26 protein-coding genes are annotated in these 26,093 nt (G+C 67.1%); 15 read left to right on the forward strand and 11 right to left on the reverse strand.

Annotation, left to right across the window (positions count from 1 at the left end):
- Positions 1-167: 167 nt before the first annotated feature.
- Positions 168-1,319 (forward strand): DUF3734 domain-containing protein, encoded by a 1,152-nt coding sequence (locus AZC_RS01465; RefSeq protein WP_012168820.1) that lies wholly within the window; start codon positions 168-170, stop codon positions 1,317-1,319.
- Between the two features lie 130 nt (positions 1,320-1,449).
- Here the strand turns inward: AZC_RS01465 and AZC_RS01470 are convergent, their stop codons facing one another.
- Complete coding sequence (locus AZC_RS01470) at positions 1,450-2,199, reverse strand: sulfite exporter TauE/SafE family protein (protein ID WP_012168821.1); 750 nt, start codon at positions 2,197-2,199, stop codon at positions 1,450-1,452.
- 85 nt (positions 2,200-2,284) lie between these two features.
- Between AZC_RS01470 and AZC_RS01475 the strand changes: the two genes are divergently transcribed.
- Entirely contained in the window at positions 2,285-3,172 is an 888-nt protein-coding gene (locus tag AZC_RS01475; RefSeq protein ID WP_012168822.1) for a LysR substrate-binding domain-containing protein, read from the forward strand.
- Positions 3,173-3,174: 2 nt separating this feature from the next.
- On the opposite strand, the gene AZC_RS01480 is transcribed toward AZC_RS01475, so the two are convergent.
- Positions 3,175-4,521 (reverse strand): PLP-dependent aminotransferase family protein, encoded by a 1,347-nt coding sequence (locus AZC_RS01480; RefSeq protein WP_043879906.1) that lies wholly within the window; start codon positions 4,519-4,521, stop codon positions 3,175-3,177.
- Positions 4,522-4,674: 153 nt separating this feature from the next.
- Here AZC_RS01480 and AZC_RS01485 point away from each other — a divergent pair, with 153 nt between their 5' ends.
- Complete coding sequence (locus AZC_RS01485; protein ID WP_012168824.1) at positions 4,675-5,535, forward strand: DMT family transporter; 861 nt, start codon at positions 4,675-4,677, stop codon at positions 5,533-5,535.
- Between the two features lie 42 nt (positions 5,536-5,577).
- Here the strand turns inward: AZC_RS01485 and AZC_RS01490 are convergent, their stop codons facing one another.
- Positions 5,578-6,234: a glutathione S-transferase family protein gene (locus AZC_RS01490; protein WP_012168825.1), complete on the reverse strand. Its 657-nt coding sequence runs from the start codon at positions 6,232-6,234 to the stop codon at positions 5,578-5,580.
- 255 nt (positions 6,235-6,489) lie between these two features.
- Between AZC_RS01490 and AZC_RS01495 the strand changes: the two genes are divergently transcribed.
- The 6 genes from AZC_RS01495 (at position 6,490) to AZC_RS01520 (ending at position 11,955) form a co-directional block, all read left to right on the forward strand.
- Complete coding sequence (locus AZC_RS01495) at positions 6,490-7,710, forward strand: polyhydroxyalkanoate depolymerase (RefSeq protein ID WP_043879907.1); 1,221 nt, start codon at positions 6,490-6,492, stop codon at positions 7,708-7,710.
- Between the two features lie 176 nt (positions 7,711-7,886).
- Positions 7,887-9,317, forward strand: a complete 1,431-nt coding sequence (locus tag AZC_RS01500) for a homospermidine synthase (protein WP_012168827.1) — start codon at positions 7,887-7,889, stop codon at positions 9,315-9,317.
- Between the two features lie 319 nt (positions 9,318-9,636).
- Positions 9,637-9,975, forward strand: coding sequence for a GCG_CRPN prefix-to-repeats domain-containing protein (locus AZC_RS26015; RefSeq protein WP_245518011.1), 339 nt, complete (start codon positions 9,637-9,639; stop codon positions 9,973-9,975).
- 102 nt (positions 9,976-10,077) lie between these two features.
- On the forward strand, positions 10,078-10,611 hold the full coding sequence (locus tag AZC_RS01510; RefSeq protein ID WP_012168828.1) for a Spy/CpxP family protein refolding chaperone: 534 nt from the start codon (positions 10,078-10,080) through the stop codon (positions 10,609-10,611).
- Between the two features lie 108 nt (positions 10,612-10,719).
- Positions 10,720-11,418 carry a class I SAM-dependent methyltransferase gene (locus AZC_RS01515; RefSeq protein WP_012168829.1) on the forward strand — a complete coding sequence of 233 codons (699 nt, stop codon included), beginning with the start codon at positions 10,720-10,722 and terminating at the stop codon, positions 11,416-11,418.
- A gap of 66 nt (positions 11,419-11,484) precedes the next feature.
- Positions 11,485-11,955, forward strand: coding sequence for a pyridoxamine 5'-phosphate oxidase family protein (locus AZC_RS01520; RefSeq protein WP_012168830.1), 471 nt, complete (start codon positions 11,485-11,487; stop codon positions 11,953-11,955).
- A 35-nt stretch (positions 11,956-11,990) separates the two neighbouring features.
- Here AZC_RS01520 and AZC_RS01525 read toward each other — a convergent pair whose 3' ends face one another.
- Positions 11,991-12,362, reverse strand: coding sequence for a DUF423 domain-containing protein (locus AZC_RS01525; RefSeq protein WP_012168831.1), 372 nt, complete (start codon positions 12,360-12,362; stop codon positions 11,991-11,993).
- 261 nt (positions 12,363-12,623) lie between these two features.
- On the opposite strand from AZC_RS01525, the gene acs reads away from it, so the two are divergent.
- From acs to AZC_RS01540, 3 genes are all read left to right on the forward strand, one after another.
- Entirely contained in the window at positions 12,624-14,582 is a 1,959-nt protein-coding gene (gene acs, locus AZC_RS01530; RefSeq protein ID WP_043879909.1) for an acetate--CoA ligase, read from the forward strand.
- A gap of 202 nt (positions 14,583-14,784) precedes the next feature.
- The gene (locus tag AZC_RS01535; protein WP_012168833.1) at positions 14,785-15,825 is read left to right on the forward strand and encodes a sulfate ABC transporter substrate-binding protein; all 1,041 of its coding nucleotides are present in this window, start codon (positions 14,785-14,787) and stop codon (positions 15,823-15,825) included.
- 415 nt (positions 15,826-16,240) lie between these two features.
- Complete coding sequence (locus AZC_RS01540; protein WP_012168834.1) at positions 16,241-16,594, forward strand: (2Fe-2S) ferredoxin domain-containing protein; 354 nt, start codon at positions 16,241-16,243, stop codon at positions 16,592-16,594.
- A 63-nt stretch (positions 16,595-16,657) separates the two neighbouring features.
- Here AZC_RS01540 and leuB read toward each other — a convergent pair whose 3' ends face one another.
- The 3 genes from leuB to AZC_RS01555 form a co-directional block, all read right to left on the reverse strand.
- Positions 16,658-17,770 carry a 3-isopropylmalate dehydrogenase gene (leuB, locus tag AZC_RS01545; protein ID WP_012168835.1) on the reverse strand — a complete coding sequence of 371 codons (1,113 nt, stop codon included), beginning with the start codon at positions 17,768-17,770 and terminating at the stop codon, positions 16,658-16,660.
- A 199-nt stretch (positions 17,771-17,969) separates the two neighbouring features.
- Entirely contained in the window at positions 17,970-18,692 is a 723-nt protein-coding gene (gene phbB, locus AZC_RS01550; protein ID WP_012168836.1) for an acetoacetyl-CoA reductase, read from the reverse strand.
- A gap of 153 nt (positions 18,693-18,845) precedes the next feature.
- On the reverse strand, positions 18,846-20,024 hold the full coding sequence (locus AZC_RS01555) for an acetyl-CoA C-acetyltransferase (protein ID WP_012168837.1): 1,179 nt from the start codon (positions 20,022-20,024) through the stop codon (positions 18,846-18,848).
- Positions 20,025-20,238: 214 nt separating this feature from the next.
- Here AZC_RS01555 and phaR point away from each other — a divergent pair, with 214 nt between their 5' ends.
- On the forward strand, positions 20,239-20,841 hold the full coding sequence (gene phaR / locus AZC_RS01560; RefSeq protein ID WP_012168838.1) for a polyhydroxyalkanoate synthesis repressor PhaR: 603 nt from the start codon (positions 20,239-20,241) through the stop codon (positions 20,839-20,841).
- 100 nt (positions 20,842-20,941) lie between these two features.
- Here the strand turns inward: phaR and AZC_RS01565 are convergent, their stop codons facing one another.
- The 3 genes from AZC_RS01565 to rpmF all read right to left on the reverse strand — a co-directional run bounded on the left by AZC_RS01565 (position 20,942) and on the right by rpmF (position 23,723).
- Complete coding sequence (locus tag AZC_RS01565; RefSeq protein ID WP_052285826.1) at positions 20,942-22,579, reverse strand: bifunctional diguanylate cyclase/phosphodiesterase; 1,638 nt, start codon at positions 22,577-22,579, stop codon at positions 20,942-20,944.
- A gap of 199 nt (positions 22,580-22,778) precedes the next feature.
- Positions 22,779-23,183: a hypothetical protein gene (locus tag AZC_RS01570; protein WP_043878751.1), complete on the reverse strand. Its 405-nt coding sequence runs from the start codon at positions 23,181-23,183 to the stop codon at positions 22,779-22,781.
- Positions 23,184-23,534: 351 nt separating this feature from the next.
- On the reverse strand, positions 23,535-23,723 hold the full coding sequence (gene rpmF, locus AZC_RS01575; protein ID WP_012168841.1) for a 50S ribosomal protein L32: 189 nt from the start codon (positions 23,721-23,723) through the stop codon (positions 23,535-23,537).
- A gap of 370 nt (positions 23,724-24,093) precedes the next feature.
- On the opposite strand from rpmF, the gene AZC_RS01585 reads away from it, so the two are divergent.
- Complete coding sequence (locus AZC_RS01585; RefSeq protein WP_043878753.1) at positions 24,094-25,029, forward strand: peptidylprolyl isomerase; 936 nt, start codon at positions 24,094-24,096, stop codon at positions 25,027-25,029.
- A gap of 79 nt (positions 25,030-25,108) precedes the next feature.
- On the opposite strand, the gene AZC_RS01590 is transcribed toward AZC_RS01585, so the two are convergent.
- Positions 25,109-25,708, reverse strand: a complete 600-nt coding sequence (locus AZC_RS01590; RefSeq protein ID WP_012168843.1) for a TetR/AcrR family transcriptional regulator — start codon at positions 25,706-25,708, stop codon at positions 25,109-25,111.
- A gap of 118 nt (positions 25,709-25,826) precedes the next feature.
- Here AZC_RS01590 and AZC_RS01595 point away from each other — a divergent pair, with 118 nt between their 5' ends.
- Positions 25,827-26,087 carry a hypothetical protein gene (locus AZC_RS01595; RefSeq protein WP_043878754.1) on the forward strand — a complete coding sequence of 87 codons (261 nt, stop codon included), beginning with the start codon at positions 25,827-25,829 and terminating at the stop codon, positions 26,085-26,087.
- The last annotated feature ends 6 nt before the right edge of the window (positions 26,088-26,093 follow it).

Below are 26,093 nucleotides of genomic sequence, written 5' to 3' on the forward strand. Positions count from 1 at the left end.
CAACGGGTGCGCGGGCCGATTGCCCGCGTGCCGTGCTGCGGTCATGCTGAACCATCCGGGGCGGCGCCGTGCCGCCCCGGCTTCATGTCCGGGCGTGGCGGGCGTTCATGACCGGGCCGTCGTTCTTCGGTTCCGCGCGCGGCGCGGTTCCCGTGCATGGGTGAGACATGAGCACGCTGCGAAGTGAAGTGCCCTGCGACATCAAGGATGTCGTGTCCGAGTACGATCGCGTGGCCCTCGTCTTCCAGGGCGGCGGGGCGCTTGGCGCCTATCAGGCGGGCGTCTATGAGGCGCTGGACAAGGCGGGCCTCGAGCCCAACTGGGTGTCAGGCGTCTCCATCGGTGCGATCAACTCGGCCATCATCGCCGGCAACCTGCCGGAAAACCGGGTCGCCCGCCTGCACGAGTTCTGGAACACGGTGTCGGGCCGCAAGATCTGGGCCTTCACGCCCGAAGGCGACGTCTACCGCACCATGCGCAACCAATTGAGTGCCTGGACGACCATGAACATGGGGCAGCCGGGCTTCTTCAAGCCGCGCTTCCCCAATCCCTGGCTGCTGCCCACCGGCGCGTCCAACGCCACCAGCCTTTACGACACCTCGCCGCTGCGGGAGACGCTTCTGCGGCTCGTGGACTTCGATCTCATCAACAGCGGCAGCATCCGCTTCTCGGTCGGGGCCGCCAATGTGCGCACCGGCAACTTCATCTATTTCGACAATACGACGCATCACATCGCGCCCGAGCACATCATGGCCTCCGGCGCATTGCCGCCGGCCTTCCCGGCCATCCGCATCGACGGCGAATATTACTGGGACGGCGGCGTCGTCTCGAATACGCCGCTGCAATGGCTGCTGGACCAGCCCGACCACCCATCCGCCCTCGTCTTCCAGGTGGACCTGTTCTCCGCCCGCGGCGAGCTTCCCCGTGACATGTTCGGCGTGATCGAGCGCCAGAAGGACATCGGCTATTCGAGCCGCACCCGCTACACGACGGACCTCTTCCGGCGCGTCCAGCTCATGCGCACCGCCCATGCGGAGGCGGTCATGCGCATTCCCGAGCAATTGCGGACGGAAGACGACCTCCAGGTGCTCTCCGACTACGAGAAGTCCGGTCCGGTCAACATCTGCCACCTGATCTATCAGGAGAAGAGCTACGAGCGGGACTTCAAGGACTACGAGTTCTCCGGCTCGTCCATGCGCGATCACTGGCAGTCGGGCATCGAAGACACGATGAAGACCCTGCGCCATCGTCAGTGGCTGGAGAAGCCCGATAAGAGCGATGGTATCGTCATTCACGACGTGCACCGTCTGGCGGAATAGGCCGCGTCACCGCTTCTCCCGCCCCAAATGGCGAGGGCCATTAGCCCTCCCCCCGCGTGGGGGAGGGTTGGGAGGGGGGGGAAACGCCTTCCATCCCGTGCGCCTTCGGGTGAAGCCAGAGACCTTCCCCTCACAGCGGCAGGGCGCGGAACATGGTGTTGGCGCCCAGCAAGGCGAGGCCGGAGAAGAAGCAGGCGCGGAAGGCCTGCTGCGAGATGGCGAGGCGGATGCGCCGGCCGATCTCCATGCCCGCGAAGGCCGGAATGAGCGCGGCGCACGTCACGAGCAGCGCGTGCGGCGAGGCGAGCGGCGCCCCCTTGGCGGACAGAGCGATGGCAAGGCCGATGGAGCCGCTGGTGAAGGCGAGCCCCATGGCCTGTACCAGGTCCTCCCGATGGAGAGACAGCGATTGCAGATAGGGAGCAGCCGGCATCACCGTGACACCCGTGGTGCCGGTGAGCAGGCCGGAGGCAAAGCCCATGAGCGGTGACAGCCAGGGCTCGATCCAGGCCGGCGTGGTGAAATGGAAGCGCCCGAGCCCCATGAGGCCGTAGACCAGCAGCGTGCCGCCGAGCACCGCCGGGGCGAGATGGGAATCCAGCCCCTCAAGCCAAAATCCGCTCACCAGCGTGGCGCCGAAGGTGGCGAGCCCCATGGGCCAGAAGCGGATGAGCACCGGCAGGAGGCGCGGCCCGGTGGCGAATTGCAGCACATTGGTGAGCAAGGTCGGCGCCAGCAGAATCGCGGCGGCGTCCGCCGGCGGCATGAGCAGGCTCAGCAGGGCCATGCCCAGCGTCGGCAGGCCCATGGCGGTGACGCCCTTCACGAGGCCGGCGAGGATGAGGATGAGAGCGATGAGGGTGAGGGTCAGTGCGGTCATGCGCCGCAGGCTGGCCTACGCCCCATCTTGCGGCAATGTGGATTATCCGGCCATATCCTTCGCATAATCCGAAGGATCAGATGCCGTGCGCTTTGACAGCGTCGATCTCAAGCTTTTCCTCGCCATATTGGAAACCGGCAGCATCACGGCCGGAGCCGAGCGGGCGAACCTCGCCCTGCCCTCGGCGAGCGCGCGGGTGCGCGGCATGGAGGAGGTGGCGGGCACGCCGCTCCTCGTGCGCGGGCGCAGTGGCGCGACGCCGACGCCGGCGGGGGAGGCACTGGCCCATCACGCCCGCCTCATCCTCCAGCAATCCGAGCGGATGCGCGGCGAGCTGTCCCGCTACGGGCGCGGGCTGAAGGGGCATGTGCGGCTCTGGACCAGCACGGCGGCCCTCTCGGCCCAGCTTCCCGTCGATCTCGCCCGCTTCCTTGCGCGGCATCCCGACGTGGACATCGATCTTGAGGAGCGTCCGAGCCGGGAGACGGCGCCGGCCTTGCGGGCCGGGCTCATCCACATCGGGCTCCTCGCCGATGCGGCCGATGTCACCGGCTTCGAGACACGGCCCTATTGCGAGGATGTGCTGATGGCCGTGCTGCCCCTTGCCCACCCGCTGGCCGGCCGCGCGGGGCTGACCTTCGCCGAGGTCGCAGCCCAGCCCTATGTGGGGCTCACCCCCGGCAATGCCATCCAGCATCTCATCGAGCACGCGGCCATCGGCCTCGGCCTGCCGCTGAAATACCGGGTGCGGGTGAACCGTATCGATGCGGTGGGCGAATTGGTGCAGGCGGGCGTCGGCGTCTCCGTCCTGCCAACCGCCGATGCCCGGCGGGTGGCGGAGCGGATGGCGGTGTCGCTGTTTCCGCTGCCCGATGCCTGGGCGCGCCGCAAGGTGGTGGTGGCCGTGCGCAATCGCGAGGCGCTGCCGGAATTTGCCCGTCAGGCCTTCGACATGCTCGCGGGCGCGGGCTGATTTCAGCGCAGCGCGTTCCCCAGCACGCGCAGCACCTCGCCATCCATCTGCGCCACGTTGAAGCGCATCAGGTCGCCAGCCGACTGGGTGACGCTGAAGACATTGCCCGGCGCCAGCACCACCCGCTCGCGCAGGGCCGCCTGCGCGACGGCTGCCGCGTCGCGCCCGTCCGGCAGGCGGCACCAAAGACAGAAGCCACCGCGCGGCAGGGTCCAAGGCGTGATGCCGAGCTTGCCCAGCTCCGCCAGCATCTCCCGCCGACGGCGGGCGAGGCGTGTGCGCAGATCGGCCAGATGCTTGCGATAGCTGCCGTCGCTCAGCGTGCCGAAGACGAGCTCCGCGGCGATGGGGCTCGGGCCGCCGAAATTGGTGGCCACCTGCAGGTCCACCAGCCCCTCGATCCACTCCGGCCGGGCGACGATATAGCCGCAGCGGGCGGAGGCCGAGAGGGTCTTGGAGAAGCTGCCCACGCGGATGACGCGGGCAAGGCCATCCAGCGCCGCGAGGCGGGGAGAGGGCTCGGGCTCGAATTCCGCGAAGATTTCGTCCTCCACGATGGTGAGGTCGTGAGCGGCGGCCAGCGTCAGCACCTGATGGGCGGTGCGGGGCGAGAGGGTGGCGCCCGTGGGATTATGGAGCGCGGCATTGGTGATGTAGAGGCGCGGCCGCTCGGCGGCGAGCACCTGCCCGAAGCGCTCGATGTCTGGCCCGGTGGGCGTGTAGGGCACGCTGACGATCCGGATCTGGTGGGCGCGCAGCAGCGCCTGGAAATTGAAATAGCAGGGATCGTCCACCAGCACCGTATCGCCCGGCTTCAGCAGGAAGCGGCAGAGCAGATCCATGGCCCGCGAGCCGGAGGGCGTGAGCAGGATCTGGTCGGCGCCAGCCTCGATGCCTTCCGCCGCGAACTGGCGCGCGAGATGACCCCGCAGCGCCAGCGAACCGCGCGTGCCGCCATAATCGGACAGGATGCCGTCCTCCGCCCGCGCCAGCGCCCGCAGGCTGCGCCGGATGGCGGCATTGGGCATCCAGTCGGCCGGCAGCCAGCCGCAGCCGGGCCGCAGCATGTCCGCGCCCGCATCCAGAGACTGGCGGGAGACCCAGAGCGGATCGATGGCCCGGTCGAGCTTGGGGGCCACTTCGCGCAGGGCCACCACCGGCAGGCTGCCCGCCACATAGAAGCCAGAGCCGGGACGGGCGCGCACCAGCCCTTCCGCCACCAGCCGCTCATAGGCTTCCACCACCGTGGACGGCGACACCTTGAGGTCGCCGGCGAGGCGCCGGATGGACGGCAGCTTCTCGCCGCCGGTGAGGGCGCGGCCGGTGATGCGCCGACGGATCTCGACCATCACCGCCTCGGTGCGGGGCGCACTGCTGGTTTCGGCTTCCGCCAACTGTGTGGTTCCTGATGTCCATACTGTTCGGCTCAACCGTATGGCTCCGTTCCTGTGCGCGCAACCCGGTCCACGCTATCTCGAAGACCGGGGGACGGAGCGCACATCATGGATCGCGGAACGGAAGGGTGGGGCAGTGGCCTCATCGGCGTCATCATCTTCAGCGGCTCGCTGCCAGCGACGCGAGTGGCGGTGGAGGATTTCTCGCCTTTGTTCCTCACTTGCGCCCGCGCAGTCATCGCCGCCGGCCTTGGCGCGCTGCTGCTGATGGCCTTCCGACAGAAGCGCCCGGCTGCCGCCGATCTCGGGCCGCTGGTGCTGGTGGCGCTCGGCGTGGTGGTCGGCTTTCCGCTGCTCACCGCGCTCGCCCTCCAGCACATCACCTCGGCCCGCTCCATCGTCTTCATCGGGCTTCTGCCACTCGCGACCGCCCTCTTTGCGGTGCTGCGGGGCGGTGAACGGCCGAAGCCCGCCTTCTGGCTGTTCTCTTTGCTCGGTGCGACGCTGGTGGCGGGCTTCGCATTGGCCGGCAGCCGGGCGGGCGATGCGACGGGCGACCTCTTCATGGTCGCTGCCATCATCGTGTGCGGGCTCGGCTATGCGGAAGGCGCCCGCCTGTCGCGGCGGATCGGCGGCTGGCAGGTCATTTCCTGGGCGCTGGTCTGCGCGCTGCCGGTGATGGCGGTGATCGCGCTCGCGACCCTGCCCGTCCACTGGACCGGCATCGGCGTGTCCGCCTGGGCGGGGCTCGCCTATGTGTCGGTCTTCAGCATGATGGTGGGCTTCATCTTCTGGTATCGCGGGCTGGCGCTGGGCGGCATCGCCCGCGTCGGCCAACTCCAGCTCCTCCAGCCCTTTTTCGGGCTGGCGCTCGCCGGCCTGCTCCTGGGCGAGCCGGTGGCCTGGACCATGGTCGCCGTCACCGGTCTCGTGGTGCTGTGCGTCGCCGGCGCCAAGCGCTACGGCTGAGAGCGGCCGCATGAACCGGCAGGCGGGGCCTGCCGGTTGGCCTCAGAACTCCGCGTCGAGCTCTTCCAGTTCCTCGGGCTCGGCCATCGCCCCGGCGATCCATTCCTTCACCACCGGATGGGCCATGATGCGCTCGCGATAGGCGTCGCAGGCGACATCCAGCTTGACGTCATAGGTGGTGAAACGCGAGCAGACAGGCGCATACATGGCATCCGCCAGGGTCGGCCGCGGCCCCATCAGATAAGGCCCGCCATGGGCGGCGAAGCAGCCGCGCCAGATCGCGACGATGCGGTCGATGTCCGCCTGCGCGCCCGCCCACACCTTGAAGCCCGGATAGCGGCCCTTGATGTTCATGGGCAGCGCCGAGCGCATGTTGGCAAAGCCCGAATGCATCTCGCCCGAGACGGAGAGGCAGTGCGCCCGCGCCGCCCGGTCCGGCGGGAGAAGCCCGGCCTCGGGAAACACCTCGTTGAGGTAGGAGGCGATGGCCAGCGTGTCCCACACGGTCACGCCCTCATGGACGAGGCGCGGCACGAGGAAGGAAGGGGAGAGCAGCAGCAGTTCGGCCCGCGCGCCCGGATCATCCACCGGCACGCGCTCCTCCTCGAAATCGAGGCCGGCCAGCTTGCAGATGAGCCAGCCGCGCAGCGACCAGGAGGAATAATTCTTGCTGGAGATGGTCAGCGTGGCCTTCGACATGCGCGCCTTCCCGATGCCGTTCGCAGCAGCATAGCTGGAGTGTGTTGCAATGCACCACACCCCTCGTCAAATTCTTATTAAAGAGCTACAACCGAACATGGCTGTGGGAAAGGTGCAAATCCGCCCTGAGCCAATATGTTACGGCCCACGCCTCGGCGTGCGTGGCTCCTCAGGGGCGGGACGGAGGCAAGATCGCATGCAGAAGCGACGGTCCTGCGGCACAGCCGCCTGCTCGAACGCCGGGCGAAAGGCATGCTGATGTACCTTGCCTACCAGGCCCAGTCCGACCTGATGGAGCCGGTGAAGTTCGGCGCCCATTTTGCGCGCCGCTTCCTGTCCGGCCCGTTCATGGCCCCCTTCCAGACGCAGGCCACCCGCCAGCTCGCCGCCGCTTGCGAGATGGTGGAGCGCGTGGGCCTCACCCACGGCCGGCCGGACTTCGGCATCCGCACCACGGAAGTCGGCAATCGCGAGGTGCCGGTGGTGGAGGAGGGCGTGTTCCGCATGCCCTTCGGCACCCTGCTGCACTTCAAGAAGAAGGACGTGGACGTGGCCCAGCCGCGCGTCCTTGTGGTGGCCCCGCTCTCCGGCCATTTCGCGACGCTGCTGGTGAACACCGTGCGCACGCTGCTGCCGGACCACGACGTCTTCATCACCGACTGGCACAACGCCCGCGACGTGCCGCTGGAGGAAGGCGGGTTCGGCTTCGACGGCTATGTGGAGCACGTCACCAAGTTCCTCGAATTCATGGGGCCGGGCGCCCATCTCGTGGCGGTGTGCCAGCCGTGCGTGCAGGCGCTGGTGGCGGCGGCGGTGATGGCGCAGGAGGGAAACCCCGCCTATCCGCGCTCCATGACGCTGATGGCCGGCCCCATCGACTGCCGCATCAACCCCACCAAGGTGAACGAACTCGCCACCTCCAAGCCCATCCGCTGGTTCGAGAACAATCTCATCTCCACGGTGCCCATGGGCTTCCCCGGCTCTGGCCGGCGGGTCTATCCCGGCTTCGTGCAGCTCTCGGCCTTCGTGAGCATGAATTTCGGGCGCCACATGAAGGCGCATTTCGATCTCTACGACGCACTGGTGGAAGGCGACGAGGAGAAGGCCACCACCACCAAGGTCTTCTATGACGAATATTTCGCAGTGCTGGATCTGGCGGCGGAATTCTATCTGGAGACCGTTCAGTACGTCTTCCAGGAGTATCGCCTGCCCAAGGGCGAGCTGACCTACAAGGGCAACCCGATCGACTTCAAGGCCATCCGCCGCACCTCGCTGCTGACGGTGGAGGGCGAGCGGGACGACATCTGCTCGCTCGGCCAGACGGTTGCGGCCCACGACATCTGCACCGGCCTGAAGCCCCACCGCAAGCGCCATCACATGCAGGCCGGCGTCGGCCACTATGGCGTCTTCAGCGGCCGCAAATGGGCCGGTCAGGTCTATCCCATCGTCCGCAACCACATCCTCGCCAGCGACTGATCCGCGCGTCACGCTCACTTTCTGCCGCTCCCGTCACACCAACGTCGTGCATGGCTGGGATGTCAGCAGACCGGGCGCGCGAGCCATTCCACGGTTGACGCACGGTCCAAGCCTTGGTTGATGGGCGCGCGTCGGTGTGCCCGTCGCCTTCCCCCAACCTCCGAGGAGCCCGCGAAATGAGCGCCTGGCCGGTTCACGCCACCATTGATGGACCCATCGTCATGATCGGCTTCGGGTCGATCGGTCGTGGCACTTTGCCTCTGATCGAGCGGCACTTCTCGTTCGATCTCGACCGGATGGTGGTCATCGATCCGGTGGATGATGACCGCAAGCTGCTCGACGCCCGTGGCATCCGCTACATCCAGTCCGAGGTGACGGCGGAAAACTATCGCGAACTGCTGACGCCGCTGCTGACCAACGGCGCCGGCCGCGGCTTCTGCGTCAACCTCTCGGTGGATGTCTCCTCCGTGGCGGTGATGGAGCTGTGCCGCGAGATCGGCGCGCTCTACGTGGACACGGTGATCGAGCCCTGGAAGGGCTTCTATTTCGATCCCTCCCTCGGCACCGAGGCGCGCACCAATTACGCGCTGCGCGAGAGCCTGCTCGCCGCCCGCCGCCGCAATCCCGGCGGCACCACCGCCGTCTCCACCTGCGGCGCCAATCCGGGCATGGTGTCCTGGTTCGTGAAGCAGGCGCTGCTCAACATCGCCGCCGACACCGGCCTCAGCCTGCCCGAGCCCAAGACCCGCGAGGAGTGGGCGCGCTTTGCGCAGGCCCTCGGCGTCAAGGGCATCCATGTGGCCGAGCGCGACACGCAGCGCGCCCGCAATCCCAAGCCCCGCGACGTGTTCGTCAACACCTGGTCGGTGGAAGGCTTCGTCTCCGAGGGCCTGCAGCCGGCCGAACTCGGCTGGGGCACGCACGAGAAGGAACTGCCCCCGGACGGCCGCACCCACGCCACCGGCTGCGGCGCGGCGATCTATCTGACGCGCCCCGGCGCGGACACCCGCGTGCGTTCCTGGACGCCCACGCCCGGCCCGCAGTTCGGCTTCCTCGTGACCCACAACGAGGCGATCTCCATCTCGGACTATTACACGGTCCGCGACGGCGAGAAGGTCGTCTACCGCCCCACCTGCCACTATGCCTATCATCCGGCCGGTGACGCGGTGCTCTCGCTGCACGAGATGTTCGGCTCCGGCGGCAAGATGCAGAGCGACTGGAAGATCCTCGACGAGCACGAGATCGTCGACGGCGTCGACGAACTCGGCGTGCTGATCTATGGCCACGCCAAGAACGCCTACTGGTTCGGCTCCCAGCTCTCCATCGAGGAGACCCGCCAGCTTGCGCCCTATCAGAACGCCACCGGCCTCCAGGTGACCTCCGCTGTGCTCGCGGGCATGGTGTGGGCGCTGGAGAACCCGCAGGCGGGCATCGTGGAAGCGGACGAGATGGACTTCCGCCGCTGCCTCGAAGTGCAGATGCCGTATCTCGGCCCGGTGATCGGCACCTATACCGACTGGACGCCGCTCCAGAGCCGCAACACGCTCTTCGCCGGCGATTTCGACGAGGAAGATCCCTGGCAGTTCAAGAACGTCATCGTTCGCTGAGCATCTGATCGCTGATCGCGAAATGAACGCCGCGCCGGACCTCCGGCGCGGCGTTTGTCGTTCTGGGCGGGCGGCACTCTCGTCGTTCATGGCCAAGTTCAAGATGGTGGGTGGAATTCGTTCAGAAGATATTCTGTGTCCATTCGCATTCATCCTTCTTTCGAACTGCGAATTTGTCGTACTGTTACAATACATCATATCCGTTCCGATTAATTCGCGTTCATGTTCTCCAAGATGCGTTGACGCGGGGCAGGTGCGGCGTATTCTCCCGGTCCATGCACGGCCGCTGCCGCGCATCTTAGAAGGCGAGTTCATCGTCATGCTCAAGATCATCCCCGCCACTGTTGCTGCCGTTGTTCTGGCGACGGCTGCCGCGTCCCCCGCCTTTTCTTTCCCCGTCCAGTCCGAGGTCGCCGTGACGGCTCCGGTTATTCCCGTGGCCGAGGGCTGCGGCTGGGGCCGCTGGCGCGGGCCCTGGGGCGGCTGCCGCTCGACGCCTTATGTCGGGCCGCTGCCCGGCGGCGGTTATGCGCCGGCCCCCGGTGTTGTTGTCGGCCCCGTCGGCAACGGCTGCCCTCCCGGCTACTGGCGCGGCCCATGGGGCCACTGCCGCGACACGCCCTACCATGGCCGCCTGCCCGATGGCGGCTGGCAGTGAGCCGAAACTGAGCAGCCGGGTGGCGGGTCGAGCGCCCGCCGCCGCCTCCGGCCCGGCCGATCGCGCTCCGCGCGCGCCGGGCAGCCCCATCGAGGAAACATCATGCCCCGTCTTGTTACGCATCTGATCAGCGCCACCGTGCTTGGCGCGATCCTCGCCTCCGGTCCCGCGGCCTTCGCCCAGCCGGCGGCTCCGCAGACCCCGGCCGCCGCACCCGCTCCCGCTCCGGCGATCATCGTCACCGAGGCCTATTCGGAGGCCGACGCCCGCGCGGTCCTCAATGCCCGCCTCGCGGCGCTGAAGGCGGTGATCGAACTCACGCCCGAGCAGGAGAAGCTGTGGCCGCCGCTGGAGGCCGCCATCCGCGACATCAGCAAGAATGCGGTTGCCCGTCGCAAGCAGATGGAAACCGCGCAGCCGCCCAAGGACTTCCTCGGCGTGCTGGACCAGATCGGCACGGCGGAGGAAATCCGCGGCCGCGAGCTGAAGCGCTTCGTGGAAGCCGCCCGGCCCTTCGTGGCCTCCCTCACCGAGGCGCAGAAGCGCCGCATCCCGCCGTTCCTGGGCTTGCAGGATACGGGCGGCGCGCACCAGCCCGCCGGCACGCTCTGGCTGTTCGAGGAAGAGGCGGGCTGACGCCCCTTCGTCCTCCCGTCTCCCGAAGCCCCTTCCGGCCCGCCGGAAGGGGCTTTTGTTTGGCCCGAGCCCTTCCTTCCTGCCGCCGGCTGGGCCACTGTCCGCGCCATGTCGTCGAGCCCTTCCCCCATTTCCGATCCGGCCGCCTTCGTGCGCGCGGAAACGCGCCTGCGTCCTGTGCCCCTCGTGCCGGAGATCAGCCTTCATGTGGCCGACGAGGCGGTGCCCATCTGGCACCGCACGGAGGAGGAACTGGGCGCCATGGGCCTGCCGCCGCCCTTCTGGGCCTTTGCCTGGGCAGGCGGACAGGCGCTGGCGCGCTACGTGCTCGATCATCCGCAGGTGGTGGCGGGACGGCGCGTGCTCGATTTCGCGTCGGGCTCGGGCCTCGTGGGCCTTGCCGCCCGTCAGGCCGGGGCTGCCGATGTGACCTGCGCCGACATCGATGTCTTCGCCCATGCGGCCATCGGCGTGAACTTCGCCGCCAATGCGGGCCGCGAGATGCCGGCGGACACCACCTTCCGGGTCACGCGTGAAAACCTCATCGGCTGCGACGAGGGGTGGGAGACGGTGCTGGCCGGCGACATCTGCTATGAGCGTGATCTCGCCGAGGCGGTCTTCGCTTGGCTGAAGGGCTTGGCTGCGCGTGGCGCCACCGTGCTCCTCGGCGATCCGGGGCGCACCTATCTGCCTCGCGCCGAACTGGAACAGCTCATTGAATACAATGTGCCGGTGACGCGGGAACTGGAGGACCTGGAGATCAAGCGCACCGGCGTCTGGCGGCCGCGTCTGCCCGCCGGGGTGTGACGGAACCTCTGCCGGTGCCGGCGGTTCCCCTGAGAGACCGGGGATCGGGGCACCAAGGAGACCGTCATGAACGTTGAGGACGTCTGGACCGCCATGGAAGAGCGGCACGCCTGCATGCTCGTGGACCGCGACGGATCACGCCTGCGGGCGCGGCCCATGGCGCCGGTGGCCCGCCGCGACGACGGCGTGGTCTGGTTCGTCACCGATGCCCACAGCGCCAAGGACGAGGAAGTCTCGGCTCATCCCGAGGTGTGCCTGAGCTTTTCGGACGAGGGCGACCGCTTCTATCTCTCCGTCTCGGGTCGGGCCGAGGTGGTGCGTGACGTCGCGAAGCTGAAGGACATCTGGAGCGCGCCCATGGAAGCCTATTTTCCGGGCGGACCGGAGGACCCGAATGCGGTGCTCCTGCGCGTGGTGCCGGAGCAGGCGGAAATCTGGCAGGGCGATGGCCTCCTGACCACCGGCTTCAAGATGGCGAGCGCCATCCTCTCCGATCGCCGCGCGGATCTCGGCGAGAACGCCAAGATCGAGATGTGACGCGTGCCGGCGGTCCGGGCTCAGGCCCGGATCGCTTACGCCCTTCGGCCAAAGAGCGCCGAGGCACCGACCACCAGCCAGCCCGCGATCATGAGCATGCCGCCGAAGGGCGCGCTGCCGCCGAGAAGTTTGATCTCCATCAACGCCCGCAACGTGAGGTCGCCGGAGAAAAGAAGTGCGCCCAGAGCGAGCGCGCTGGCTCCGACGAGCAGCACCGCCCGCATGTGCGCGACCTGTCCTGCCACCGCCGCCAGCGCCACCAGCGCAGCGGCGTGGAAGAGCAGGAAGTTGGCCGCGATGGCGAGCGAGGCGCCGCCCGTGAGATGGGCGGACACCGCCGCCAGCGCGACTCCGCCGGCGCCGTAGAGGCCGGCGATCACGATGAGCAGGCGCGGCCAGAGGGTCATGAAACCTGTCCTTGGAGCGAACGCAGAGGCAAACCGGGTCTTCCATAGCCCGGCGTGGGGCCGCGCGCATGCGATTCCCACTGCGTCACAGCGGCCCTGTCCGCCCCGTGCCTTCGTCCAAAGTCTCAGCAGCGCTTGGCTTGTCGTGGTTCCAAGCGACCACCATAATCCTGACAAAAGCGGGGCGGGAAATCCCGAGCGAACGCCCGCCCCATGAGGAAACAAGCGGGCTTCAGCGTCCGCGAACCGGGAGGCAAGACGGTGTCCGAGCAGAATTATTTCCACGTGCCGGCCGAATGGGCCTCGCGGGCCTTTGTGGACAAGGCGGGTTACGAGGCCATGTACAAGGCCTCCGTCGAAAATCCGGAGGCCTTCTGGGCCGAGCAGGGCAAGCGCATCGACTGGTTCGAGCCCTACACGAAGGTGAAGAACACCTCGTTCATCCCCGGCGCCGTCTCTATCAAATGGTTCGAGGATGGCGTCACCAACATCGCCCATAATTGCGTGGACCGGCATCTGGAGAAGCGCGGCGATCAGGTGGCGATCATCTGGGAGGGCGATAGCCCGACCGAGAGCCGCAAGATCACCTATCGCGAGCTTGCCTCCGAGGTGAACAAGTTCGCCAACGTGCTGCGCAACCGCGATGTGCAGAAGGGCGACCGCGTCACCATCTATCTGCCCATGATCCCCGAGGCGGCGTTCGCGATGCTCGCCTGCGCGCGCCTTGGAGCCGTGCATTCCATCGTCTTCGCCGGCTTCTCGCCGGACAGCCTCGCGGGCCGCATTTCCGACTGCGGCTCCAAGGTGGTGATCACCGCCGACGAGGGCCTGCGTGGCGGCCGCAAGGTGCCGCTGAAGGCCAATGTGGACGCCGCCATCGAGCGCCTGCCCGAGCCGGTGGACCATGTGATCGTCGTGCGCCGCACGGGCGCGACCGTCGCCATGGAGCCGGGCCGCGACGTCTGGTACCACGAGGCCGCCGAGATGGTGACCGACGAGTGCCCGGCCGAGCCGATGAATGCGGAAGATCCGCTGTTCATCCTCTACACCTCCGGCTCCACCGGAAAGCCAAAGGGCGTCCTGCACACCACCGGCGGCTATCTCGTCTATGCCGCCATGACGCACCAGTATGTCTTCGATTATCACGAGGGCGACATCTACTGGTGCACGGCCGACGTGGGATGGGTGACCGGCCACTCCTACATCGTCTACGGCCCGCTCGCGAACGGCGCCACGACGCTGATGTTCGAGGGCGTGCCCAATTATCCGTCGAACGCCCGCTTCTGGGAGGTGATCGACAAGCATCAGGTCAACATCTTCTACACCGCCCCCACCGCCATCCGCGCGCTGATGCAGGCGGGCGAGGATCCGGTGAAGAAGACCAGCCGCGCCTCGCTGCGCCTGCTCGGCTCGGTGGGCGAGCCCATCAATCCGGAAGCCTGGCACTGGTATCACCGCGTGGTGGGCGAGGGCCGCTGCCCCATCGTGGACACCTGGTGGCAGACGGAGACCGGAGGCATCCTCATCACCCCGCTGCCGGGTGCGACCGCTCTGAAGCCGGGCTCCGCCACGCGCCCCTTCTTCGGCATCGTGCCGCAGCTGGTGGATGCGGAGGGCCGCGTGCTGGACGGCGCGGCGGAAGGCAATCTTGTGATCGCTGACAGCTGGCCGGGCCAGATGCGCACGGTCTATGGCGACCATGAGCGCTTCGAGCAGACCTATTTCTCCACCTATCCCGGCAAGTATTTCACCGGCGACGGCTGCCGCCGCGACGAGGACGGCTATTACTGGATCACCGGCCGCGTGGACGATGTGATCAACGTCTCGGGCCACCGCATGGGCACGGCCGAGGTGGAGAGTGCGCTTGTCGCCCACCCCAAGGTCTCGGAAGCAGCGGTGGTGGGGTTCCCGCACGACATCAAGGGCCAGGGCATCTATGCCTATGTCACCCTCATGGCGGGCGAGAACCCGTCCGAGGAACTCCGCAAGGAGCTGGTGGCCTGGGTGCGCAAGGAGATCGGACCGATCGCCTCGCCGGACCTCATCCAGTTCGCGCCCGGCCTGCCCAAGACGCGCTCGGGCAAGATCATGCGCCGGATCCTGCGCAAGATCGCCGAGGATCAGTTCGAGAATCTGGGCGACACCTCCACGCTCGCCGATCCTGGCGTGGTGGAGGATCTGGTCAGCAATCGCCAGAACAAGCGCGAGGCGGCGGCCTGATCCCGTCTCTTCCGACCCGCGTAACGGTCTCTGGAACGCCCCGCTTCGGCGGGGCGTTTTGCGTTCCGGCGCATCACCTCTCGTTGAGCGTGCGGCCGCGCCCTTTCATCCATATTCCCAATGGGAAATGTCTGTGCTACGCATTTCTCAAGCGTGAATTAAAAATCCACGCAAATTTAATGAGAAATGCCAGGAGCCTCCGATGCTGAGCCGCCGTTCCGTCCTGTCCCTCACGCTCGGCGGCCTTGTCGCCAGCGCCGGCATGGGCAGCCTCTCCGCCGCGCTGGCGCAGCAGATCAAGTACAGCGGCCCGAACACCCTGCTGAACGTCTCCTATGACATAGCCCGCGAGTTGTTCACGGCGGAGAACACGGAGTTCGTGCCCTTCTGGAAGCAGCAGACGGGGCAGGACATCACGGTCAACCAGAGCCACGCCGGCTCCTCCCGCCAGGCCCGCGCCATCATCGAGGGGCTTGAGGCCGACGTCGTGACCTTCAATCAGGTGCTGGACGTGCAGGCGCTGGTGAAGGCGGGCTTCGTGGCCAAGGACTGGCAGGCGAAATTCCCGAACAATGCCTCGCCTTATTATTCCTTCCCGGCCTTCCTCGTGCGCGCCGGCAATCCCAAGAACATCAAGGACTGGAACGACCTCGTCCGCGACGACGTGAAGGTCATCTTCCCGAACCCCAAGACCTCGGGGAATGCGCGTTACACCTATCTCGCCGCCTACGCCTATGCCCTGGAGCAGAACAAGGGTGACACCGCCAAGGCCGACGCCTTCGTGAAGAAGCTGCTCGCCAACGTGCCGGTGTTCGACACGGGCGGCCGTGGGGCCACCACCACCTTCGTGGAACGCGAGACGGGCGACGTGCTGGTGAGCTTCGAGGCCGAGACCCGCGCCATTGCGGACGTCTACAAGGACAAGAAGCTCTCCACCGTGGTGCCGTCCGTGAGCGTGCTGGCCGAGTTTCCGGTGGCCGTGGTGGACAAGGTGGTGGACAAGCGCGGCTCGCGCGTCGCCGCCCAGCAGTATCTGGAGTTCCTATATTCCCCCGCTGGCCAGACGGTGGCTGCCAAGGCTTATCACCGTGTGGTGGACAAGACCGTGGAGGAGAAGTTCAAGGATCAGTTCCCGCCGGTGCGCCTCGTGAAGGTGGAAGACGTGTTCGGCGGCTGGGACAAGGCCAATGCCGATCACTTCGTCTCCGGTGGGAAACTCGATCAGGTCTTCGGCGCCCGCTGAGCGGCGGTCCCTTAAGATTTCCTTCAGCCGTCCCTCGCCTTTCGCAAGAGGACCGTCATGCCCGGGCTCGTCCTGGGCATCCACGCGCGGCTGGCGAGAACGTCTGATGGGGCTCCGGGGCCCAACGCCTTGGATGGCCGGATCACGTCCGGCCATGACGAATGGAGAAGGCACCGCTTTTTCAGAGCGGCGGCTTGGTTGACAGAGCGCGGCCCTTCCGTGGACGTTCAGCCCCGTTCGTCTGCCGTAGTTCGCATGCGACAGTGGTTGTGTCGGCTTTCGTGCGTTCACGCGGCGGCCGCAGCGGGCAGAGTAAAAAAGACGTTATATATCAGTTGTATGTGGCTTTGTGGGGCCTCCGGCACGCTCCTTGAATCGGTTCCGGCTGCCTCTTTGCGCAGAGCCGGAACCTTCCATGACCGAGACCGCCACCCTCTCCCTCACCGACGTCCCGCAGGTCTACAAGCGGCACGTCTTTGCCTGCTTCCAGCAGCGTCCGCCGACCCATCCGCGGGGCAGTTGCGGCGCGGCCGGCGCCCAGCCTTTGTGGGAGCGGCTCGGCAAGCAGATCGAGGCCACGGGCCAGCGGGATATCGTGATGACCGCCACCGGCTGCATGGGCTTCTGCCAGGCAGGGCCGATCATGGTCGTTTATCCGGAGGGCGTCTGGTATCAGCCGCGCACGCCGGAGGATGTGGACGAGATCGTGACCACCCATCTCGTGGGTGGCACGCTGGTGGAGCGGCTCGTCATCGTGCCGCGCATCTGAACCTTCCAAGCCAACAAAAAAGCCGGGCGCAAGGCCCGGCTTTTCCGTGAGGGCGGCTCGCGATCAGGCGATGAGCTTGCCCAGTTCTTCCACGATGGCCGCGCCCATGTCGGCGGTGCCGATGACCGGGCCGCCGGGGGTGCGGATGTCGCCGGTGCGCTTGCCCGAGGCGAGCACGGCGGCGATGGCTTCCTCGATCTTGTCCGCCACTTCGCCGAGGCCGAACGAATAGCGCAGGGCCATGCCCAGCGAGCCGATCATGGCGATGGGGTTGGCGATGCCGCGGCCGGCGATGTCCGGCGCGGAGCCGTGCACCGGCTCATACATGGCCGGGCGCTTGCCGGTGGCCTCGTCCAGCGCGCCGAGGGAGGCGGAGGGCAGCATCCCCAGCGAGCCGGTGAGCATGGAGGCGATGTCGGAGAGGATGTCACCGAAGAGGTTGTCGGTGACGATCACGTCGAACTGCTTGGGCCAGCGCACGAGCTGCATGGCGAGCGAATCCGCCAGCTGGTGCTCCAGCTCCACGTCCTTGTAGTCCTTGGCGTGCAGCGCGGTGATGGTTTCCTTCCAGAGCACGCCGGAGCGCATCACATTGTGCTTCTCGGAGGAGGTCACCTTGTTGCGGCGGGTGCGGGCCAGCTCGAAGGCGACGCGGCCGATGCGGTCGATCTCGTAGGTGTCGTACACCTGCGTGTCGATGGCGCGGCGCTGGCCGTTGCCGAGGTCGAGGATGGTCTTGGGCTCGCCGAAATAGACGCCGCCCGTCAGCTCGCGCACGATGAGGATGTCGAGGCCCTCGACCACTTCGCGCTTCAGCGACGAGGCATCCGCCAGCGCCGGATAGCACAGCGCCGGGCGCAGGTTCGCAAACAGGCCGAGATCCTTGCGCAGGCGCAGCAGGCCCGCCTCGGGGCGCGCCTCATAGGGCACGTTCGCCCACTTCGGGCCGCCCACGGCGCCGAGGAGGATGGCGTCGGCCGCCTTGGCCCGCTCCATGGCGGCGTCCGAAATGGCGACGCCATGGGCGTCATAGGCGCTGCCGCCGACCAGATCTTCCTCGATGGCGAAGGAAGCGATGCCCTGCTTGTCGAGGAAGCCGATGACGTGCTTCACCTCGGCCATCACTTCGGGGCCGATGCCGTCGCCGGCGAGGAGCAGGAGCTTGTGGGTCGCCATGGGGAAGGATCCTTGGGGTGCTTCAGTTTGTTTGGCGCGGAGTGCTAAAGGCTCGCGCCCTGTGTGACAAGCCGAAAGGCGCATGGAGCGATCGAGACGGGCGATCGCAAGGCAATGGCACGGCGCTGATCGCGGCCGGATGCGAAACCGCCCGGCACGGTGTCCCGGCCGGGCGGCTACGCACGCGTGGGACGTCCGGTCAGGTGATGTACTGGGCGCCGTTGGCGGTCAGCGTCGAGCCGGTGATGAAGCCGGCATCGTCCGCCACCAGGAAGGCCACGGCCCGGGCGATGTCCTCCGGCTCGCCGAGACGGCCGACGGGAATGGTGGAGATGATCTTCTTGAGCACGTCCTCCGGCACCGCGCGCACCATTTCGGTGGCGATGTAGCCGGGCGCGATGGCGTTCACCGTGATGCCGAGCGCCGCGCTTTCCTGCGCCAGCGCCTTCACGAAGCCGATCTCGCCCGCCTTGGCGGCAGAGTAGTTGGTCTGGCCGAACTGGCCCTTCTGGCCGTTGATGGACGAGATGCAGACGATGCGGCCGAACTTGCGGGCGCGCATCCCCTCGATCACGTTCCGGCACATGTTGAAGGCGGAGTTCAGGTTGGTGTTGATCACCGCGTTCCACTGCTCCAGCGTCATGCGGTGGAGCGTGGCGTCGCGGGTGATGCCGGCATTGTTGACGAGCACTTCAACGGGGCCGACATCGGCCTCCACCTTGGCGATGCCCGCCTTGCAGGCCTCGAAATCCGAGACGTCCCACTTGAACACCGGGATGCCGGTCTTCTCGTGGAAGGCCTGCGCGGCAGCGTCATTGCCCGCGTAATTGGCGGCCACCTTGTAGCCCTTGTCCTTCAGCGCGATGGAAATGGCTTCGCCAATTCCGCGCGTACCCCCGGTCACCAAAGCAACGCGTGACATGTCTGCCTCCCTCTCCCTCAATGAGCCCTTCCGGCGGCCGCAAGACCGCATGTCCGGCACAGGCCGGGCAATCTTCGGGCTTCTCGCAAACGGGTAACGTCATCTGGAAAACCGCGGCCGCCCCCCGGCGGCCGCGCGGGTCCCGGCCCCGGTTCAGGGGCGCTCGACGCAGAGCGCGATGCCCATGCCGCCGCCGATGCAGAGCGTGGCGAGGCCCTTCTTGGCGTCGCGCTTCTGCATCTCGTGCAGCAGGGTCACGAGGATGCGGGTGCCGGAGGCGCCGATGGGATGGCCGATGGCGATGGCGCCGCCGTTCACATTGACCTTCGCGGTATCCCAGCCGAGGCCCTTGTTGACGGCGATGGCCTGGGCGGCGAACGCCTCGTTGGCCTCGATGAGGTCGAGATCATCGACGGTCCAGCCGGCCTTCTCCAGAGCCAGCTTGGAGGCGGGGATCGGGCCGGTGCCCATCACGGCCGGATCGACGCCGGCCTGCGCCCAGGAGACGATGCGGGCGAGCGGGGTCTTGCCTTCCTTGGCGGCGCGCTCGGCGCTCATGAGCACCACGGCGGCGCCGCCGTCATTGATGCCCGAGGCGTTCGCGGCGGTCACCGTGCCGTCCTTGACGAAGGCCGGCTTCAGCTTCTGCATCGCCTCGATGGTGGCGCCGTGGCGGGGATATTCGTCCGTATCCACCACCACGTCGCCCTTGCGGCTGGAGATGGTGACGGGGACGATTTCCTCCTTGAAGCGCCCGGCCTTCTGGGCCGCCTCGGCCTTGTGCTGGGAAGCGACGGCGAACTCGTCCTGCTCGGCGCGGGTGATCTGGAACTGGGTCGCCACGTTCTCGGCGGTGTTGCCCATGTGGTAGCCGTTGAAGGCGTCCCACAGGCCGTCCTTGATCATGGTGTCAACAAGGTCGAGCGAGCCCATGCGGGTGCCGTTTCGCAGGTGCGCGGCATGGGTGGACTGGCTCATGGATTCCTGGCCGCCGGCCACCACCAGCGAGCTGTCGCCATTCTTGATGGCCTGATATCCAAGCGCAACGGAACGCAGCCCCGAGCCGCACACCTGGTTGACCTGCCAGGCCGGGCTCTCGATCGGAACGCCGGCGGCGATGGAGGCCTGGCGGGCGGGATTCTGGCCCTGGGCGGCGGTCAGCACCTGGCCGAGAATCACTTCGCTGACTTCGGATGCAGCAACGCCGGCCCGCTCCAGAGCGGCCTTGATGGCGATGGCGCCCAGCTGGTGCGCCGGAAGCGTGGACAGGGCGCCGTTGAAGGACCCCACGGGGGTGCGGGCGGCGCTGACGATGACGACGTCGTCGGTCATGGGCTTCTCTCCTGGGGCGGCCTTGCGTGCGCCGCACTCGATGCGGTCGCATCGTGGTTGCCCCGCGAACCCGCTGTCAATGATCCAGATCAGTGGTTCAGAGCTTCCTGCGCGCCGCATCATGGAAACGCGCGCGGCGCACACAAAGTGGTAGCCGGACTGCCGGAAAGGTTCTAACGTGATCCCGCCCAAGGGAAAAACGGATGACCGGACAATGGCTAAGACGCAAGAGCCAGTCACCATCAAGAAATATGCGAATCGCCGCCTCTACAACACGGGTACCAGTACCTATGTGACCCTCGAAGACCTCGCCAACATGGTGAAGGAGGGTGAGGACTTCGTCGTCTATGACGCGAAGAACGGTGACGACATAACGCATTCTGTCCTGACGCAGATCATCTTCGAGCAGGAGAACAAGGGGCAGAATCTTCTTCCCATTGCTTTCCTGCGGCAGATCATCCGTTTCTACGGCGACAGCATGCAGATGATGGTGCCGCGCTTCCTCGAGATGTCCATCGAGAGTTTCACCAAAGAGCAGGGACGCATGCGCGACCAGGTCTCCAAGACCATCGTCGGCACGCCCTTCGGTGGCTTTGAGGATCAGGTTCGCCGCAACATGGAGGTGTTCGAGCGCGCCTTCAACATGTTCATCCCCTTCAAGGGCGATGAGACGCCAGCCGAGACCACCACGCCCGCCGCGCAGCCTGCCGCTGCGGCCAGTTCCGGCGACGAGCTGGAGGCGCTGAAGCGCCAGATGGCGGACATGCAGCAGAAGCTGGAGAAGCTCGTTTCCAAGCCGGAAGGCGGAAGCCAGTAATTCCGACAACCGCGCGATGGGTTCGGCCCATCGCGCGCCAGTTCCCCTTCGGGCGAGAGAGTCCTTCCTAAAGGAGGCGCCAGCACCGGGCGCCGCGGCCTCAGGTGCCGTGCTCTGTCGCCAGCGGGCGCGCAAGCCCGCTCAGCGAGCCCTGGAAATAGTCGCACCCCCATTCGAGCAACTGGGCGGCGACGATCTCGTTCTGCACCCATTCCGCGACGGTCTCGATCCCCAGTTGGCGGGAGAGGGTGAGCAGCGCCCGTACGAACGCCTGGTCGTCCGGCGATTTTGCCATGTTGATGATGTAGCCGCCGTCGATCTTCACCAGATCGACGCCGAGCTTGCGCAGGTTGCGGAAGGATGTGGCACCGGCGCCGAAGTCGTCGATGGCGATGCGTGCGCCGGAGGGGCGCACCTGCGCGATGAAGTTGCGCGCGGCCGAGAGATGATCCACCGCCACCGACTCCGTCAGTTCGACGATGAGCCGGCGCCCGATGTCCGTGTCCACTTCCCGTCGGTAGAGCGCGATCCACGCCTCGTCCATGATGGAGGAGGCGGAGACGTTGATCGAGACGTGCAGCGTCGGGTCGCGGCGCATGTCGGCGGCGACCTGCTTCAGCATGCTGCGGTCCAGATGGCCCATGAGGCCGAGGGAGTCCGCCGCAGCCACGAGACGGTGGCCGGAATACTGCCGCGAGTAGCGGTCGTGGGCGATGCGGGCGAGCGCCTCGCAGAACACCAGGGTGCGGGTGGTGGCGCGCACCACGGGCTGGTAGGCAACCGTGACGTCATTGCGGTCGATGGCCTGAACGATCTCGTCGGCCATCTGCAGATTGGCCCGGCGACGGCCCTCGTTCCGTGTGCCCTGCAGGTCGAGGAAGAAGCGCCCGCGCCCCCGGCGCTTGGCCATCTCATGCGCTTCCTGCAGGCGGGCGATGATCGCATCGGGCGCCTCGCCCTGGTGCGGGGGCAGGATGGCGCCGATGGTGACGCTCACCGGCAGTTGGCCCTCGCCGGCGGAGAGCCGCGCCTCGCGAATTTCGGAGATGAGCCGCTCACCGAACGCGCCGAGGGCCTCCACCGATGTTTCGGTCAGCAGAATGGCGAACTTGTTGCCGGAGAAGCGCAGCAGCAGATCGGCGCTGGAGAGCTGCTGGCGCAGCCGGCCCGCCAGCGCCACCAGAAGCCGGTCGGCGGTCTCGAAGCCGAAGCGGTCGTTGATCCGGCCGAGGTCATCGAGTCCCACGAGCAGCAGCGCCCAGCGCGCCTGCGGTCCGAAGGGGAGGGTGCCGAGGGCCTCCGTGAGATGCCGGCGGGTGAGTGCGCCCGTGAGCGGGTCCGCGGTCCCGCCCGGGATGACCGGGGCGAGGAGGGGGAGGATCTCCAGCGTGCCGACCGCCTGCTCCGGCTGGCCGTCGCTGCCCGCCCGCCAGCGGCCCTGGTCATGGACGCGGAAGGCTGCGGGCGTGCCGTCGATCGCCGGCCGGACCAGCGCCTCGTAGGGCATGCTGGCCAGTGGCAGGGCGCGCGCGAAGCGGTGGTAGTCGGTGCTCTCGTCCGTGCAGCCGAGGAAGGCGCGAAACGTCGTGCCGCGGCCGAGCTGCTCCAGCAGCGCCGGCCCGAGGGCTTCGCCGCTGTTGGCGCTCCAGTGAACGGTGTTGGCGGTGAGATCCCAGCGATAGACGAGACACTGCAAGGTCTGCAGGGCCTGAAGGGTCTGTTCGGGCGTATCGAGCACAGTTTTGGGCTCGCCGGCAGGGGGAGCCGGCGTCACGGGCGAGCTAGGATTGCGACCGGCCACCGGAACTCCATTTGACCTTTCCAGCCATGCGCGCAGCTTTCGCGCGTGAATTGTCCCTGAAACCCGAGAGGTGCGAAAGGTACAATTGCGCGGCTATCAAAAAATGTCGGCGCCCCTTCGGAACGCCCCGCACCCGTCAGGTGGTCGGTGGCGCGACAGACACATCGCGCTGGGCGACGCGGATCGAAACCGAGAAGCCCGTCAGCACGTCCAGCAGCATCACGCAGATGAGCAGGGCGAAGGTGCTGGTGCCCGCCTGCGGGACCATGAGGAACTCCACCACGCTGGCGATGAGCAGCAGCATGGACAGCATGTGGTCGACGATCGAGCGGGACGAAACCCGCGTCGCCTTGATCAGCTCCACGAACAGGATCAGCAGGCTGATCGCCACGAAGCCGTCGCCGAGCGAGATCTGCCAGCTGGCGCCCGAGGGCAGGTTGAAGCTCGCCACCGTCGCCCGCCAATCGGATCCCGGCGTGATGAAGGCGATGATGTTGTAGATCGCCAGCGGGATGATCAGCAGGGGGATGGGTGTCAGCATGTCGGGCTCCTGGGACCGTCCTGCGCCGCACGGCGTGCGGTGCCGGTGATCCATGACAACGTTATCGCGCCGGAGGGCTCCGGAACGGGCGATCCGCGTTCCGGTCCGAGGCATCGAAGCCGCGAGGCAGGCGCCTGACGCCCGGCCGTGCGGCAACAGGCGCCATGGGTCGCACGGACGGGTTAAGAAGTTGTCGAAGGACCTTCCGGCATATGCAAACGCCGGCCTCGGCGAACCGATTCCGGCGTTCCAACACACGGGTCCTGGATATCCGCGTCCTCAGGCGGGCAACCGCACGCTGTGCGGCAATGCCCATCCCGACGCCGCCGCACGTGCGACGGCGGATGAAGCTCAGACCTCGGCGGTCTTGGGCTTCAGGATCTGGCGACCGCGATACATGCCGGTCTTCAGGTCCAGGTGATGCGGGCGGCGCAGCTCGCCGGAATCCTTGTCTTCCACATAGGTGGGCTGCTTCAGCGCATCGGCCGAACGGCGCATGCCGCGACGGGACGGCGAGGTCTTTCTCTTAGGGACAGCCATTGTCCAAACTCCAGGAACGTCCGAATGCCAGGGCCTGCTGCGTCGGTTCGCGCAGGCCATGCGAAACCATCATCTCGATTGAGAGGGGCGCCTTATACAGCGTCAGGACCGGAAGCGGAAGGCCCTGCGCGCCGAAAAGCCCGCCGATGTTGCAAGGCGGGGCCATTCCCGCCGGCCCGGCCGCCTTGCCAAGATTTAATGCCGCACGTGCGGTCTTTGATTCCATTGCGGAAACTGCCGCAAGGGCGGCGCGGATTTTCTCCTCCGCGGGTGTGGTGCCTCAAGAATGCCCCCTTGTCAGCGAATGTGACCTGGGCAAGGGTGCCGCCGCAACGGACGACCCGTTACAGCTTCAAGGACAGTGGATCACATGATGCGTCCCGCTCCCACCGCCGCGCTCGCGGTTGCTCTCACCGCCTTCGCCTTCGGCGGCCAGGCGTTCGCCCAGACGGCGGCGCCGGGCGCCACCCCGCCGGCGGCGGCAGCCCCGGCCAGGCCGGCCGACAGCGATCCGGTGGTTGAGACGGTGAACGGCGCGCCCATCCGCGCCAGCGAACTCGCCATCGCGGAAGACGACATCGGCCCCGGCCTGCCGCAGGTGCAGGGCGCCGCGCGTCAGGAATACATCCTGTCCTTCCTGACTGACATGACCCTGCTGGCTCAGGCCGCGCAGGCGCAGAAGCTCGACCAGAGCCCGGAATTCGCGGCCAAGATGAACTATCTGCGCACCAAGGCGCTGATGGAGACCCTCATGGCTGCCGAGGCCAAGAAGGCTGTGACCGAGGACGCCAAGCGCAAGACCTATGACGAGTTCGTCAAGCAGACGAAGCCGGAGACCGAGGTCCACGCTCGCCATATCCTCGTGGACAGCGAGGCCAAGGCCAAGGAAATCGCCGCCAAGGCCAAGGCCGGCGCCGATTTTGCCAAGCTTGCCAAGGAAAACTCCAAGGACAGCGCCGAGGATGGCGGCGATCTCGGCTACTTCACCAAGGACCAGATGGTGCCGGAATTCGCGGACGCCGCCTTCAAGCTGGACAAGGGCCAGGTCTCCGATCCGGTGAAGACCCAGTTTGGCTGGCACGTCATCAAGGTCGAGGACAAGCGCCAGAAGCCGATCCCGACCTATGAGCAGGTCTCCGACCAGATCGACCAGTATCTCATCCGCAAGGCGCAGTCCGATCTCGTGACCAAGCTGCGCTCCGATGCGAAGGTCGAGAAGACCTCGGCCGCGCCCTCCGCCGCCCCGGCTGCGCCCGCGACCCCTGCGGCTCCGGCCGGCGCTGCGCCTGCGGCCCCGAAGAACTGACGTTTCTTGATCCGGGCGGTTCTCCGTCCGCATGGAGAAGGCCCGGCCGCTCGCGCGCGCCGGGCCTTTTCTTTGGGCCTCAGGCGGCGCCCTTGAGGATGAGGTGTACGCGGCGCGGGATGTCCTCGGCAGCGCCGAGGTCGCCGGTCAGCAGGCGCATCCAGGCAAAGCCGAACAGCATTTCGACAATGGCTGCACCGTCCGCATCGGCCGGAAGGTCGCCGCGGGCGATGCCGCGCTCGACGATCTCGCGCACATAGGCCCGCCGCTCGATCAGAAAGGCGCGCAGCCGCTCCAGCGCTTCAGGGTCCGACTGGGCTTCGGCGATGATGGAGCGGAAGGCGGCGCCGGCGGGCGTGTGGCGCCAGAAATCAAAGAGCCGGCTCAGGACGTCTTCCAGATCCCCTTGCAGGGAGCCGGTGTCCGCCTGGAGCACGGTCTCCTTCTGCCGCGCATAGACATCGATGAGCAGCGCGGCCTTGTTGGGCCACCAGCGATAGATGGTTGGCTTGCCGGCGCCCGCCCGGCGCGCGACCGCCTCGATGCTGAAACCGCCCAGCCCATTCTCCGCGAGGATCGCCGCTGCCGCATCGAGAATGGCTGCGGCACTCTCCGGGTTGCGCCGGCCCCCGATGGAGGTGCGGCGGCGCGTCGGGGCGGTCTCGGCAGCATCAGTCATGGGGATTGGTTAGAGCACCGGGCGCCGCAATGGCAATGTGGCCGGTGCCCCTTGACCGGCGGGGGCCCTCATTCTAGCTTTATTGAAACGGTCCGTTTCGTTCAAATATGAGCTTCCCATGACCGAGTCGGTGCCGCCCGCTCAGCCTTCTCCCCCCGCGCCGCTCTGCCGCTACCGGCTCTCCGTCGGAGCCTCCCTCGGCGCCTATCCCCTCATCACGGGCATCCTCTACGGGCTCGGTCCACTCACCGAGACGTGGGAGGTGTGGCAGAAGACGCTCGCCATCGTGCCGGTGATGGTGCCCTGCATGGTGTTCGGCGTCATTCCGGGCGTTCAGCGCATCGGCGGGAGGTGGGTGCGGCGGGCGTCGCGGAACTGACGCAGC

Origin of the sequence: Azorhizobium caulinodans ORS 571 (assembly GCF_000010525.1) — a bacterium.
Lineage (GTDB): Bacteria > Pseudomonadota > Alphaproteobacteria > Rhizobiales > Xanthobacteraceae > Azorhizobium > Azorhizobium caulinodans.